This window comes from Xanthomonas cissicola, from assembly GCF_008801575.1.
Lineage (GTDB): Bacteria > Pseudomonadota > Gammaproteobacteria > Xanthomonadales > Xanthomonadaceae > Xanthomonas > Xanthomonas cissicola.
This window is the reverse complement of record NZ_VZPL01000059.1, coordinates 1-13,364: the sequence shown is the minus strand read 5'-3', so window position 1 is coordinate 13,364 and position 13,364 is coordinate 1. Positions and strand designations below refer to the sequence as shown.

The 13,364-nt window shown below is 65.7% G+C and carries 13 protein-coding genes and 2 pseudogenes; 11 read left to right on the top strand and 4 right to left on the bottom strand.

Annotation, left to right across the window (positions count from 1 at the left end; genetic code table 11):
• Window positions 1-135: 135 nt before the first annotated feature.
• Together aroB and F7R02_RS19225 are read right to left on the bottom strand one after the other, a co-directional pair.
• Entirely contained in the window at window positions 136-1,248 is a 1,113-nt protein-coding gene (gene aroB / locus F7R02_RS19230; RefSeq protein ID WP_033484300.1) for a 3-dehydroquinate synthase, read from the bottom strand.
• A complete protein-coding gene (locus F7R02_RS19225) occupies window positions 1,245-1,787 on the bottom strand; it encodes a shikimate kinase (RefSeq protein ID WP_078588728.1) in 543 nt (180 codons plus the stop codon). Before F7R02_RS19225 ends, aroB begins: the two co-directional genes overlap by 4 nt.
• 168 nt (window positions 1,788-1,955) lie before the next feature.
• On the opposite strand from F7R02_RS19225, the gene pdxH reads away from it, so the two are divergent.
• From pdxH to F7R02_RS26990, 9 genes and pseudogenes are all read left to right on the top strand, one after another.
• Complete coding sequence (gene pdxH, locus F7R02_RS19220; RefSeq protein WP_078588730.1) at window positions 1,956-2,555, top strand: pyridoxamine 5'-phosphate oxidase; 600 nt, start codon at window positions 1,956-1,958, stop codon at window positions 2,553-2,555.
• A 179-nt stretch (window positions 2,556-2,734) separates the two neighbouring features.
• Window positions 2,735-3,151 carry a YjfI family protein gene (locus F7R02_RS19215; RefSeq protein ID WP_003489526.1) on the top strand — a complete coding sequence of 139 codons (417 nt, stop codon included), beginning with the start codon at window positions 2,735-2,737 and terminating at the stop codon, window positions 3,149-3,151.
• A gap of 12 nt (window positions 3,152-3,163) precedes the next feature.
• Window positions 3,164-3,937 carry a PspA/IM30 family protein gene (locus F7R02_RS19210; RefSeq protein WP_003489528.1) on the top strand — a complete coding sequence of 258 codons (774 nt, stop codon included), beginning with the start codon at window positions 3,164-3,166 and terminating at the stop codon, window positions 3,935-3,937.
• A 25-nt stretch (window positions 3,938-3,962) separates the two neighbouring features.
• Window positions 3,963-5,045, top strand: coding sequence for a potassium channel family protein (locus F7R02_RS19205; protein ID WP_005928178.1), 1,083 nt, complete (start codon window positions 3,963-3,965; stop codon window positions 5,043-5,045).
• Window positions 5,042-5,719, top strand: coding sequence for a YjfK family protein (locus tag F7R02_RS19200; protein ID WP_172397181.1), 678 nt, complete (start codon window positions 5,042-5,044; stop codon window positions 5,717-5,719). Before F7R02_RS19205 ends, F7R02_RS19200 begins: the two co-directional genes overlap by 4 nt.
• Window positions 5,720-5,756: 37 nt before the next feature.
• Window positions 5,757-6,161, top strand: coding sequence for a DUF350 domain-containing protein (locus F7R02_RS19195; RefSeq protein WP_003489536.1), 405 nt, complete (start codon window positions 5,757-5,759; stop codon window positions 6,159-6,161).
• Window positions 6,162-6,173: 12 nt separating this feature from the next.
• Entirely contained in the window at window positions 6,174-6,746 is a 573-nt protein-coding gene (locus F7R02_RS19190; protein WP_003489539.1) for a DUF1190 domain-containing protein, read from the top strand.
• Between the two features lies 1 nt (window position 6,747).
• Window positions 6,748-7,913, top strand: a pseudogene (locus F7R02_RS19185) (glutathionylspermidine synthase family protein).
• 42 nt (window positions 7,914-7,955) lie between these two features.
• The gene (locus F7R02_RS26990) at window positions 7,956-8,378 is read left to right on the top strand and encodes a hypothetical protein (protein ID WP_228737129.1); all 423 of its coding nucleotides are present in this window, start codon (window positions 7,956-7,958) and stop codon (window positions 8,376-8,378) included.
• A 97-nt stretch (window positions 8,379-8,475) separates the two neighbouring features.
• Here F7R02_RS26990 and F7R02_RS19175 read toward each other — a convergent pair whose 3' ends face one another.
• Window positions 8,476-9,849, bottom strand: a complete 1,374-nt coding sequence (locus F7R02_RS19175; protein ID WP_078588734.1) for an MFS transporter — start codon at window positions 9,847-9,849, stop codon at window positions 8,476-8,478.
• 99 nt (window positions 9,850-9,948) lie between these two features.
• On the opposite strand from F7R02_RS19175, the gene soxR reads away from it, so the two are divergent.
• Both soxR and F7R02_RS19165 read left to right on the top strand, forming a co-directional pair.
• Complete coding sequence (gene soxR / locus F7R02_RS19170) at window positions 9,949-10,383, top strand: redox-sensitive transcriptional activator SoxR (protein WP_033480106.1); 435 nt, start codon at window positions 9,949-9,951, stop codon at window positions 10,381-10,383.
• A gap of 236 nt (window positions 10,384-10,619) precedes the next feature.
• Window positions 10,620-12,629 carry a M1 family metallopeptidase gene (locus F7R02_RS19165; protein WP_139370845.1) on the top strand — a complete coding sequence of 670 codons (2,010 nt, stop codon included), beginning with the start codon at window positions 10,620-10,622 and terminating at the stop codon, window positions 12,627-12,629.
• Between the two features lie 617 nt (window positions 12,630-13,246).
• Here F7R02_RS19165 and F7R02_RS19155 read toward each other — a convergent pair.
• Window positions 13,247-13,364, bottom strand: a pseudogene (locus F7R02_RS19155) (IS5-like element ISCARN85 family transposase); the annotation flags it as partial.

Sequence of the window (13,364 nt, the reverse complement as noted above, 5' to 3'; positions counted from 1 at the left end):
GCACCTGGGCGCGATAGGGATTGATCGGGAAGGCCATCGCGCCCGGGGGCGCTCCCACAAATAGTGAGCGTCGTGGCGATCGACGGCAGCTGGGTGCGGGCGTCCAGCGTGCCGTGCCTTATCGGTCGGCTGGCCTTATCCGGCCAGGATCTCCAGCACCGCTGCCTCTTCCACAGCCGGCACCACCTCGGCCTTGCCGATGCCGCGCCACAACACCAGGCGCAGGCGGCCGGCGATGTTCTTCTTGTCCAGGCGCATGCGCGCGAGCAGGGCCTGAGGGGTCAGGCCGGGCGGGATCTCGGTGGGCAGGTCGAAGTCGTGCAGCAAGGCGCGTAGCGTCTCTGTGTCCTGCACGTCGCTCATACCCAGCGCGGCCGACAGGCGCGCCGCCAGCACCATGCCCACCGCGACGGCCTCGCCATGGTTGAGGTTGTCGTTGCCGGGTGCGCCGTAGCCTTGCTCGGTTTCGATGGCGTGGCCGAAGGTGTGGCCCAGGTTGAGCAGGGCGCGCTCGCCTTTTTCCAGCGGGTCGCGCGCCACGATCTCGGCCTTGTGCTCGCAGCTGCGGGCGATGGCCTGCGCCAGCGCCGCTGCATCGCCATCGAGCAGGGCGCGGCGTTCGGCATGCAGCCACTGGAAGAACAGCGGGTCGCGGATGGCGCCGTACTTGATCACCTCGGCCAGGCCGGCGCGCAGTTCGCGTGCGGGCAGGGTGCGCAAGGTGTCGGTGTCGGCGATTACCGCGCGCGGCGGATGGAAGGCGCCGACCAGGTTCTTGCCCTGCGGGATGTCCACCGCGGTCTTGCCGCCGACCGACGAATCCACCATTGCCAGCAGGCTGGTGGGCAGTTGCACGCAATCCACGCCGCGCATCCAGCACGCCGCCGCAAAGCCGGCCAGGTCGCCGACCACGCCGCCGCCCAGCGCGAACACGCAGGCGTCGCGGGTGGCACCGAGTTCGGCCAGTGCGGTGATCGCAGAACCAAAGGTCTCCAAGGTTTTGGAGGCTTCGCCGGCGGCAATGACCAATTCGCCGACCTGCAGATCCGGCCGCGCGCGCAACAAGGCCGCGCGTACGCCGGCCGCGTAATGCGGAGCCACCTGCGAGTCGCTGAGCAGCAGCGCGTGGCGGCCGCGCACATGGCTGGCCAGGCGCGCACCGTCGGCCAGCAGGCCCGGGGCGATGGTGATGGTGTAAGGCTGCGCACCGTCGACATCGACGCTGCGCGAAGAACGGGAAAGTGTCATGCGGGGTTACTCGACATGCGCCATTGCGCGGCCAGGCGCAGCACCAGCTGCGCGGTGGCTTCGGCGGGGGAAAGATGATCGGTTTCCAGGCTGAGATCTGCGACCTGGTGGTACAGCGGCGTGCGGTGCGCGGCCATCGCATGCAGCACCTGCTCGCGGTCGGCGCGTTGCAGCAGCGGGCGATTGCGGTCGCGCGCCAGGCGTGTCAATTGCGCCGGCACACTGACATGCAGGTACACCACGAACCCACGCGCGCAGATGCGCTCGCGGTTGCGCGGATCCAGCACTGCGCCGCCACCGGTGGAAACCAGTTTGTTGTCCTGTTCCAGCAGCGCCTGCAGGGTTTCCGCCTCGTGCTGCCGAAACCTGGCTTCGCCATGCTGCTCGAAGATGGCCGGGATGCTGCTGCCCACCTGTTCGACGATGGCCTGGTCCACATCGACGAATTCCAGCCCGAAGCGCTCGGCCAGGCGACGGCCGATGCAGCTTTTTCCGGCGCCCATCGGGCCGACCATCACGAGATTGGGTGCGGGGTTCATGCGCAGGGATCGTAGCATTCACGCCATCGGGCCGGGCCGATGGCACGGCGCAATGGCTGTCCTCAACCACGCCAACCGCGTGCCGATCCGGCGATTCGATCGCGCTGCATAGGCGAAGCGCGGGCGATGCGCCCACAATAGGCGTCCATCTGGCTGCCACGCACCGTCATGACCAATCTGTACGCAGAAGCCCTTGCCACCTTCGCGGCGCTGTATGCCGAGGCGCAGAACAGCGCCGAACTGGAAGCCAGCGCGATGACCGTGGCCACCGCCAACGTGGATGGCCGGCCGAGCGCGCGCACCGTGTTGCTCAAGGCCTTCGACGCGCGCGGGTTCGTGTTCTACACCCATCTGGACAGCGCAAAGGGCCGCGACCTGCAGACCCACCCGCAGGCGGCGCTGCTGTTCCTGTGGCGCAGCCTGCGCGAAGCCGGCATCCAGGTGCGCATCGAAGGCGGCGTGCAGCTGGTGAGCGCGGACGAATCCGATGCGTACTTCGCCTCGCGCCCGCGCATGAGCCAGATCGGCGCGTGGGCCTCGCGGCAGTCGCAGGCGCTGGGCTCGCGCGAAGAGTTCGATGCGGCCATTGCCAAGGTCGAAGCCACGTTCGCAGGGCGCGAGGTGCCGCGCCCGGATGGCTGGGGCGGGTTCCGGGTGGTGCCGCAGGCGTTCGAGTTCTGGTACGGCGCCAAGTTCCGTCTGCACGAGCGCTGGCGCTACGATGCCGACGCGGCCAGCCATTGGAGCAAGCGGATGCTGTATCCGTGAGGCAGCCGCCCGGCATGGGGCGACACGCCAGCTGAACGGGCGGTTTGCTCGCCTGCCGCGCGCCTGACCAGCTGACTTTCGGCCCTTTCTGCCGGTCACGGGCAGTCTGTAGTATGTCCGGTCGCTGCAGGAGATTCGCTGCACCACCACCACGGCATGACCAAAGGACAGGACATCGTATGACGCAGTACACCACCGTCGAATTGCACGGCCTGCTGGCCGAGCGCTACCGTGGCCAGCCAATCCATGTCGAACTGATCGACGGCATGGAGCCGGCCATCAATCTCACCCTGGCCGACCACGGCGACATGCAGATCCAGGTTGCCGCTTCCGGCTCGCAGGTTTTCGTGTCCACGCTGCTGGCCCATGCCGAGCACGTCAACGACCGCGCCGCCTTCAACGACGCCTGCCTGCGCCTGAATCCGCTCAACCCCTTGTCCAACCTGGGACTGGTCCAGGTCGACGGCAAGGACCGTTATGTCGTGTTTGGCGAACTGTCGGCCTCCTCGACGCTCGACCAGATCGACGAAGAAATCCAGACCCTGGCGGCCAATACGTTGGATGCCGCCGAATCTCTCAAGCCGTTCTTTTCCTAAAGGCGTGTTGTCATGAGTATCTTTTCCAAGCTGATCACGCTGCTGCGTGGTACCGCGCACGAAACCGGCCAGAAGGCCGTCGACGCCAATGCGCTGCGCATCCTGGACCAGGAAATGCGCGATGCTGGCGCCCAGCTCACGCGCTCGCGCGAAGAGCTTACCAAGTTGATGGCGCAGAGCAAGCTGGCCCAGCAGAAGATCGATGCGCGCGCCGGCAAGATGGCCGAATACACGCGCTATATCGAAGGTGCGCTGGCCAAGAACGATGAAGCGCTGGCGCACGATGTGGCGGTCAAGCTGGCCGCGCTGGAAAGCGAAGACGCCGGCGACAAGGCTTCCAAGACCGCGCTGGACCAGTCGGTGGTGACGCTCAAGGCCACCATCCAGAAGACCGAGAACCAGCTGCGCGGCATGCGTCAGCAGATCGATACGGTCAAGGCCACCGATGCGGTGCAGAAGGCGCAGGCCGCCATTGCCGCGCGCCATTCCGGTGCCAGCAGCAAGATGGGCTCGGCGCTGGAATCGCTGGAGCGTATCAAGGCGCGTCAGGCCGAAACCTCGGCGCGCATCGAATCGGCCGAAGAACTCGAAGCGTCCACCGGCGATGGCGATCTCAATCGGCGCCTGGCGGCGGCTGGCCTGATGGAAGGCGAATCCAACGCCGCTGCGGTGCTGGCGCGCTTCAAAAAGCCGGCTGCGCAGCTCGGCCATGAGAACACCGGCGGCACCGCGCCACTGATTGGCCAGGTGCGCGACGTGCAGCAGGTTCCGCGCAGCGACAGCTGATCCATCGCACGGCACAGGATGCGCCATGATCATCGTTGGACGGCTGTTGCGGGTCCTGCGGCGCCACGTGCGCCGCGTCAGCTGGGGCACGGTGGCGCTGGCACTGCTGGCGCACATGGGGCTGAGCTGGTTGCTGCTGCTGTGGGCCGGCGAGCAGAAGCTCGTCGGCCTGGACGCGTTTCCGTACTACTACATGACCACTGCCACCACCATCGGCTACGGCGACCTGTCGCCGGGCTCGGTGGCCGGGCGCTATATCGCCGCGTTCGTGTTGATGCCGGGCGCGGTGGCGTTGTTCGCCACGGTGCTGGCCAAGACCAGCGGGGTGCTCATCACTTTCTGGAGGCGCCACCACATGGGCAAGATGGCCTATGCCGATCTGCGCGGGCACACCATTCTGATCGGCTGGCAGGGCGCAGCCTCCACGCGCCTGCTGGAATTGCTGCTGTCCGACACCGCCACCGATGACGAAGGCGTGGTGCTGATTGCCGAGGGCGTGGCGGAAAATCCGATGCCCGACCACATGCGCTTCATCGTCGCCGAGTCGTACACGCATACCGAGGTGTACCTGCGGGCCGGCATTGCCGGCGCGGCGCGGGTGATCGTCAACCCGCCCTCCGATGACCAGACCCTGGCGGCGGTGTTCGCGTTGATGGCGCATGCGCCGGCCGCGCATATCGTGGCGCACTTCGATTCGGCCAGCGCGGCGCGATTGGTCAACTGCCATTACCCAGCCATCGAGTGCACGCGTCCGATGACCGCCGAGATCCTGGCACGTGCGGCGCAGGATCCGGGCAGTGCGGCGATCACCGCCGAGCTGCTGTCGGTAGACGATGGCCCCACCCAGTTCAGTCTTGCAGTGCCTGCGAGTGTGCAACCACTGGATTACAGCCGGCTTGCGGCCGATTTCGGCCAGCGTGGCGCATTGCTGCTGGGCCTGCGCGCGCCCGACGGCGCGTTGCGCTTGAACCCGCCAGCACGTACCGCCGTCGCCGCAGGTGCCATGCTGTATTACCTGGCCGAGCAGCGCGTGCCGGCGCACGCCATCGCCTGGCAGGCCCTGCGCTGCGAGGCGGCTTCTCTTCCCCCATCGCCACAAGGTGTCTGACGATGAGTTTTTTCAGCAAGTTGTTCGGTCAACCGCAACCGCCGCCGCTGCCCACGTCCGGGAGTGGCGCGATCGGTCACACGCTGCCGCTGGGGCTGCGTGTCGGTGGCCAGGTGGAGATCGACACCACCCTGTACCGCATGGCGCCCGAGGCCATGACCGCCGAGTTGCCGGGCGGGCATCAGGGCATTCCCTGCTACGGTCATGTCAATCTGGGCGATGGCTATGCGTTGCATCGGTTCTATCTGGACGACGATGCGTTCCTGCAGGTCACCACCGTGGGGGGGGGTCTGGAAGCGATGAAGGCCTTCGTGTATTGCGAGACGGTGAACCCGCCCAGCAAGCAGGCGTTTCAGGAGTTCGTCATGCAGCACCCGCATCTGGGTGCTGCGCAGATCGAGTACGCCGACAAACACTGGCAGCGCGCAACGCAATCCACCGATGACGCGTCACGGATTCCGCCGATCGCCTACGACGAAGTGTTGTACCGCTACCAGCCGCCGCGCCGCGATGGCGATCTGACCCATTACGCCATGCTCTACAGCCGCGATGTGCCGGAGTTGCAGCGCGAAGAATTCCTGCTGGTGACCGGCGAAGATTCCGGCCCCAACGAATTCTGCGTCACCTATGCGGTCGGTATCGATGTCACCGTCGCCGATCTGGATATCACCTGAGCGCACGCGCGCGTCTTCCACCCACCTTGGTTCTGTCATGAACCCGATCAATCTGCAGAGTTTTCTCGCGTTTCTTTCCTATTTCGGTACCGGCCTGGGGGTGTTGATCGTCTCGGTGGTGCTGGTGACCCTGGTCACCCCGCACAAGGATTTCACCTTGCTGCGGCAGGGCAATGTGGCGGCGGCGACTGCGCTGGCCGGCAACCTGATCGGCGTGGCGCTGCCGCTGCATTCGGCCATCACCCATTCGGTGAGCCTGATCGACGCCCTGATCTGGGGCTTGGTGGCCTGCGGAATCCAGGTGGTGGCCTACCTGCTGGCCAATCTGGTGGCCGGGCGCATCTCGCGGCAGATCACCGACAACATCACCGCCGCAGGTATCTTTTCGGCCGGCGTGTCGATCGCGGTGGGGCTGATCAACGCCGCCGCGATCACGCCGTAACGGAGCGCAGGCATGAAGCGATCACGCAATCTCAAACTCACCTTGATGGCCGCGCTGCCGGCCGCCTTCGTCACCGGCTGCGGCTCGGAGCCGGAGACCGGTGTGGTGCTGCAGTCGGCCTCGGACTGTTACCAGATCAAGCAGGAACAGTCCGATATCCAGCAATGCCTCAAGGCCTACGACGAGGCGGTGGCCAAGCATCAGCAGGCCGCGCCGCGCTTCACCACGCGCTACGAGTGCGATGCGCAATTCGGCAGCTGCACGGCGATCACCAATCCGCAAGGGCAGCAGAGCTGGATCCCGCCGATGGGCGGGTTCCTGCTGGGCTACGCCCTGGGCAATATGAGCGGCGGCGGTTATCGCTATGGCGGCTCGATTCCGCTGTACCGCGATTACCGTAGCGGCGGTTACTACAAGCCCAATGGCGATCTGGCCAGCAACCGCATTGGCACGGTCCGTGGGCGCAGCGGCGCCATCGACATGCCCACGCGCGCCATCACCGTGTCGCGTTCGGGCTTCGGTTCCAGCGCGGCCGCGCGCAGTTCGTTCGGCAGCGGCGGCCGCAGCTCGGGCTTCGGCGGCTGACATGCAACGCATCCTGATCCCCGAACGCGCGGATTGGCGCACGCAGGCCGAATCGCTGGGCTTCCACTTCCACACCATCGACGGCGAGCCGTATTGGGACGAAAGCGCCTACTACGCGTTTTCGTTGCGTCAGATCGAAGACGACATCGAAGCGCCCACGCAAGAGTTGCACGACATGGCGATGCAACTGGTGGACGAGGTGGTGGGCTCGGAAGCGCTGATGACCCGGTTGGCCATCCCGCCGTTCTACTGGGACTGGATCGCCAACTCCTGGAAAGCGCGCGACCCGCATCTGTATGGCCGCATGGATCTGGCGTATTCGGGCGATGGCCCGGCCAAGTTGTACGAACTCAATTACGGCACCCCGACATCGCTCTACGAATCGGCCTACTTCCAGTGGTTGTGGCTGGAACAACAGATCGCCAGCGGCGCGCTGCCCAAGGGGGCCGATCAGTACAACCTGATCCAGGACCTGCTGTGCGAAACCCTGGGCGCGCTGGCCGTGGATGGCGCGATCGGCGCGCAGATGCATTTTGCGGCGGTGCGCGATTCGCTGGAGGACCGCGCCACCGTGCGCTATTTGCGCGACTGTGCGCATCAGGTGGGCATCAGCACCGAGGAAGTGGCCATCGAAGACATCGGCCTGAGTGCCGAAGGCTGGTTCACCGACGAACAGGATCGGGTGATCCATACGCTGTTCAAGCTGTATCCGCTGGAATTCATGATGGAAGAACGCTTCGGGCCGGCATTGATCGCCGACCGGGTGCGCCTGATCGAACCGGCATGGAAATCGGTGTTGAGCAACAAGGGCATCCTGCCGCTGCTGTGGGACCGCCATCAGGGCCACCCGAATCTGCTGCCCGCCCGTTTCGCGCAGGCCGGCGAGGCGCCGAGCGCAGGCTGGGTGCGCAAGCCGTTGCTCGCGCGCGAGGGGGCCAACATCGCGCTAGTCACGGCGCAAGGCGAGACCGCGCACACCGATGGTCCGTACGTGGATGCCCCGCAATTCTGCAGGCGCATCACCCGCTGCCGGTGTTCGACGGGCGCCATGCGCTGGTAGGAAGCTGGGTTGTCGCGGACCGTCCTGCCGGACTGGGCATGCGCGACGACGATGGCCCGATCACCCGCGACACCTCGCGCTTCGTGCCGCACGTCATCACGGATTGACACCCGGCCGAAGGTACATCGCCACCGCGAGGTGGCGGTGTCATGCGTGTGATCCGAGCTTCTTTTGCGTCACACCTAGAAGCGGGTTTGGGACTGGCCAGCGCGTTGTCGGCAGCGGCAACGCCACTGCGCTGGCCCCGCTTGTCGCGCCTGACACATGCGCCAGCGGGGCGCAAGGCCTCGGGCGCATGCAAGGCGACGCATCTTTTCCACACCCCCTGTGGATGGACGTTGCACAAGGCTGTGGACAAGTGTGCGCAGGCCCTGGCCTGCAACGCTGTCAAGATGGGTGGCGAAAAAATGACCAGCCGGTTGCGAGAGGCTTTCGTCCTTCGCGATCACTGCGATCCCGGCAGGATCGGCAAAGTGGTCGGCGCTGGCGTCGTTGCGATGGTCAGGCCGGCATCGAGCGATGCCCGACATGCGGTGAACCTGGAGATCACGTCGGTCGTTCCGACCCGCTAGGCCATGCATGTCATTCGCGTGCTGCCATCGACCAGCCATGTTGCCTCGGCAATCGCGGTGCGGTGTCACGTTGATGCCCGCGTTCACGCGGACGAAGTCACACCCGCCGCGCCACAAAAAGGCTCGTCACCGCCAGCAACCACGCCAACACGAACACGCTCAGGTAGGCGGCGCGCGTGGCCGATGTCAGCAGCGCAGCGAACAATGCGCCCGCTAACGCCAAGGTGGCCGCCACCGCGATGGCTTCGCTTAGTTGCAAGGCAGAGCTGTTGGCGCCTTGCTGCGCCGGTGGCGACAGCGACAGCAGTACCACCGACAGGCTGGGATACAGCAGGCCCATGCCCAGGCCGGTCAGCGCCCAGCCGGCAATTGCCAACGTCACAGGAATCGCCGGCCACACTGCACCTGAGCTGATCGCAATGCCCAGTGTCATTGACAGCGCGCCGCTCCTGAGCAGGCGAGGGCGCGACCAACCGGCGCGGCTGTGGCCCTGGTACCACGAGCCACCGAACCAGCCCAACGCACCCACGCTCAGTGCCACGCCGGCCAGCAGCGGCGAAAGTCCGCGTTCGCGCGACAGCAGTAGCGGCAAAAAGGCTTCAAAGCCGAAGAAGGCGGCCGCAGCGATGCCACGCAGCGCGATCACGCTGGGCAACCCGCGCGCAAGCCGCAACGTGCCAGCCGGTAGCAGGCGCCAGGCGCAATACGCCGCGAGCAACAAGGCCGGCAGCATGGCGCCCGGTGCCAGCATGCCGTGCAGTTGGCCGCCCAGATACACGCCAAGCACGCCCACCGCCGCTCCGATAGCCCAGCCCATCGAAGCGGTTGGCGCGTCGGAACTGTCGCGTGTCCAGGTCTGCCCGCGCAGCGCTGGCCACAGCAGTAATCCAGCCGGAATCGCCAACAGTGGCACCGACAAAAATACCCAGCGCCAGCCCAGGTGCTGCACGATCAATCCGCTGATGCCCGGCCCGATCAACGATGGCACCACCCAGCCGCCCGAAAACGCGGCGAACACGCGCGGGCGCAAGACCTCGGGGTACAGCCGCCCGACGATGACGTACAAGGCCACCGAATAGGCGCCGGCCCCCAGGCCCTGCAGCAGGCGCCCGACGATCAACATCGGCATGCTCGGTGCCAGGCCGGCGACCAGCAGGCCGACCACAAAGCACAACAGGCCGGCAGCCAACGCACCGCCAGGACCGCGACGGTCGCTCCAGCGCCCGGCCGCCGTCATCCCACTCACGCTGGTGGCCAGCGCGCCGCCGAACGCCAACGCATACAGCGGCAGCCCGTTCAACTCGCGCGCCACCGTCGGCATGGCGGCGGCAACCGCCAGCGACTCGAACGCATTGAGCGACACTAGCGCCACCATGCCCAGCGTCGCCGCGCGGTAAGGCGCGGCCAGGATGGAGGTGGGCTGTGCCTCGATGGGCAGCGCTGCGGCAGTGATCGGTCTCTCGGTGGGCATCGAACATCCAGGAACCAAACGTGTGTAGAGGCGCGACCGGTACTTGCACCGGTGATGGTCGCGCAGCATCCTGCCTCAACCTAAGTTGAGGTCAAGGCAATGCAACGTGAGTTGTCCGTGGGCGAGGTCGCCAAGCGCAGTGGTGTGGCGGTGTCGGCGCTGCACTTCTACGAGCGCAAAGGCTTGATCAGCAGCCTGCGCACTGCCGGCAACCAGCGCCGTTATGCGCGCGATGTGCTACGGCGGATCGCGGTGATTCGCGTGGCGCAGCGACTGGGCGTGCCGTTGCAGCAGGTGCTCGATGCCTTCTCCGTGTTGCCGGATCAACGCACGCCGACGCGTGCGGAGTGGGCGCGCATGTCGGCGCGCTGGCGGGGCCAGCTGGACGCGCGCATCAACGAACTGCAGGCCTTGCGCGACCAGCTCACCGACTGTATCGGCTGCGGCTGCCTGTCGCTGCGTCGCTGCCGCCTGAGCAATCCGGACGATGCCATGGGCCACAGCGGTGACGGGGCATTGCGGTTGGGGGCCTGAGTGGCGGAGTAGGTCGGCCTGGCCAAGCGGTCCATCGCACCGGGCTATGCCAGGGGTTGGCGGACCGGCGCGGAGACGATCTGCGCGTGTGATGCGTGGCTGGCGCTCCAGCAGAGCAGAGCATCCGTCGGCGGCATGTCCGAGACCTCAGGCAGCCGCAACCGGGACCAATGGCATTCCCGCGCACGGCAAAGTGCGCCGTAGGATGGGAATCCCCTTCCGCCGCAGGATTTCGCATGACCCCCACCGTGCGCCGATCACTCACCGTTGCATTGTCGCTGGCCTGCGTCACCGCGCCGGCGCTTGCCGCTGCCGCGCCAGCCAGCGCCGCCACAGCCGCCCCGCCTGCTCCGGCAAGCGTGTTCGATCCGCTGGCCTTGTTCGCACCCCTGCAATTGCCCGACGCCCCGAACGCCTACCGCAGCGGCAGCGGTGTGCCCGGCCCGGCGTTCTGGCAGAACCGCGCCGATTACGATCTCAGCGCCAGCATCGAACCGGCGACGCATACGCTCAGCGGCGAGGCCGCCATCACCTATACCAACCACAGCCCCGACACGCTGGACGTGTTGTGGCTGCAACTGGACCAGAACATTTACCGCGTCGATGCGCGCGCTGCCGCCAGCCGGCCGCTCAAGCGCAAAGAGTTCACCGATGGCATGCAGATCGCCAGTGTCGAGATCGATCAAGGCGGGCGCCGCCAGTCAGCGCACTTCATCGTCGACGACACCCGCATGCGGGTGGATCTGCCGCAGCCGTTGGCCGGGCAGGGCAAGGCGCTCACCGTACACATCCGGTACCGCTACACGATTCCCGGCACCTGGGGCGGGCGCACGGCGGTAAGTGCCAGCAAGCAAGGCGAAATCTACGAGATTGCGCAGTGGTACCCGCGCATGGCGGTATACGACGACCTGCGTGGCTGGGACACGCAACCGTATCTGGGATCGGAGTTCTACCTGGAGTACGGCAATTTCGACTATGCAGTGACCGTGCCGGAGGGCTTTCTGGTCGCCGGCTCCGGTGCGCTGACCAATCCGCAGGACGTGCTCAGTCGCACCGAGCAGCAACGCCTGGAGCAAGCACGCAGCAGCGACCGCACCGTGCTGATCCGCACGCCTGCCGAGGTAACCGCACATGCGGCCAAGCCGGCGGGCAAGGGCACGCAAACCTGGCGCTTCCACATGGACCACACCCGCGACGTCGCATTTGCCGCATCGCCGGCGTTCGTCTGGGATGCGGCGCGCATCAATTTGCCGGGCGGCAAGCACGCGCTTGCGATGTCGGTCTACCCGCTGGAAGGTGTGGGCGCAGACAAGTGGAACCGCTCTACCGAATACGTCAAAGGCGCCATCGAGCATTTTTCGCAGTGGTATCCGTACCCGTGGCCGGCAGCGATCAACCTGGGTGGCTATGGCGCCGGCATGGAATACCCAGGCATCGTCTTCGATGGTTTCGAAGACGGCGGCAAGGACCTGTTCTGGATCACCGCGCACGAAATCGGCCACACCTGGTTCCCGATGATCGTCGGCTCCAACGAGCGCCGGCATGCGTTCATGGATGAAGGTTTCAATACCTTCATCGACGTGTATGCATCGGATGCGTTCAACCAGGGCGAATACGCGCCCAAGCGCGATTCGGAATACGCGCCCAAAGGCGGCAACCCGGTCGACGAAATCCTGCCGCTGCTGGCCGACACCCGTGCGCCGACGTTGATGGACAATGCCGATTCCACCAGCGAGACCTATCGCCATCCGCTGACCTACTTCAAGGGCGCACTGGGCCTGGTGCTGTTGCGCGAGCAGATCCTGGGTCCGGCGCGTTTCGATCCTGCGTTTCGCAAATACATCGCCACCTGGGCCTACAAGCATCCCACGCCGTCGGACTTTTTCCGGTTGATGGAAAGCGAAAGCGGTGAGGACCTGTCCTGGTGGTGGCGCGGCTGGTATCTCAACAATTGGCAGCTGGACATGGGCATCGCCGACGCGCATTACGTCGACCACGACCCGGCCAAGGGGGTGCAAGTCACATTGCGCAGCCGGCAGAAGCTGGTGATGCCGGCGACCCTGCGTGCGGACCTGGCCGATGGCAGCCACCTGGGCCGGCGCGTGCCGGTGGAAACCTGGCTACAGACCGCCACGCCCACGCTGACCTTACCGACCACCCAGAAAGTGCTGCACGTCACCTTGGACCCGGACCATGTGCTGCCAGATGCCGACCGCAGCGACGCGCGCGTGGACGTGACCAGCTGAGCAGTGCGCCGACGTGGCCGCAGCGCGGTTGCGTCGGCGGCTGCGTGCAGCGACCGGCCGACGGGAACGGAAACAGTCGCCTGCGTTGACCACCAGCCGGGCGCAGCAGTCGCCCGGCATCGATCGGCAGCAGACGACGTGGCTCCTGTGCGATGAGGATGGGTTCGCCCGACGACGACTGACTGCGTATGTCAGCTGCCCAAAGCCGCGCAGTCGATTGAGAAGAAGATTGGCAGGGATATGTGTAAGAAAACAGCCAAAAGTGAGCTAACCCGCTGTCAGCAAAGGGCATTAACACGAATCCGTGCCTACTCTCAGCATGGTCACACACTGAACTGCTATCTGGCGCGGTATTGAGCAGCCATGTCGGCCATTACGTCTTTCGGATAGCAAAGTGGCGCGTAACCGCCGCCACGGCTATATGCGCTCCTACCGCCACAGCTGCTTCAATTACGCGCTGTGTTATAGGGGCAAGAACAGTTGCCTGTATACGAACTGATGGATTCGCAAATCAGCGTCGTCTTGACGCCCTGCCGACCCTCAACTTCTGCGGCAATGCCTTCGTCGTCCCAGCCAGGACTTCGGTGAGGCCAAGCGAATCGGAGAACTAGGGCCTGTTAACACATCCGAAGCCCATCAACGACTAGGACGAAGCTGAGGAATCCAAGGAACATGACATCCAGCTTCTCGAAGCGCGAGAAAATCCGGCGGTAGCCTTTCAAGCGACGGAACAGT

Bases quoted from the DNA above. Each gene is read 5' to 3' on its own strand.
- aroB (WP_033484300.1), bottom strand. From the start codon at position 1,248: ATGACACTTTCCCGTTCTTCGCGCAGCGTCGATGTCGACGGTGCGCAG.
- F7R02_RS19225 (WP_078588728.1), bottom strand. From the start codon at position 1,787: ATGAACCCCGCACCCAATCTCGTGATGGTCGGCCCGATGGGCGCCGGA.
- pdxH (WP_078588730.1), top strand. From the start codon at position 1,956: ATGACCAATCTGTACGCAGAAGCCCTTGCCACCTTCGCGGCGCTGTAT.
- F7R02_RS19215 (WP_003489526.1), top strand. From the start codon at position 2,735: ATGACGCAGTACACCACCGTCGAATTGCACGGCCTGCTGGCCGAGCGC.
- F7R02_RS19210 (WP_003489528.1), top strand. From the start codon at position 3,164: ATGAGTATCTTTTCCAAGCTGATCACGCTGCTGCGTGGTACCGCGCAC.
- F7R02_RS19205 (WP_005928178.1), top strand. From the start codon at position 3,963: ATGATCATCGTTGGACGGCTGTTGCGGGTCCTGCGGCGCCACGTGCGC.
- F7R02_RS19195 (WP_003489536.1), top strand. From the start codon at position 5,757: ATGAACCCGATCAATCTGCAGAGTTTTCTCGCGTTTCTTTCCTATTTC.
- F7R02_RS19190 (WP_003489539.1), top strand. From the start codon at position 6,174: ATGAAGCGATCACGCAATCTCAAACTCACCTTGATGGCCGCGCTGCCG.
- F7R02_RS26990 (WP_228737129.1), top strand. From the start codon at position 7,956: ATGCGTGTGATCCGAGCTTCTTTTGCGTCACACCTAGAAGCGGGTTTG.
- F7R02_RS19175 (WP_078588734.1), bottom strand. From the start codon at position 9,849: ATGCCCACCGAGAGACCGATCACTGCCGCAGCGCTGCCCATCGAGGCA.
- soxR (WP_033480106.1), top strand. From the start codon at position 9,949: ATGCAACGTGAGTTGTCCGTGGGCGAGGTCGCCAAGCGCAGTGGTGTG.
- F7R02_RS19165 (WP_139370845.1), top strand. From the start codon at position 10,620: ATGACCCCCACCGTGCGCCGATCACTCACCGTTGCATTGTCGCTGGCC.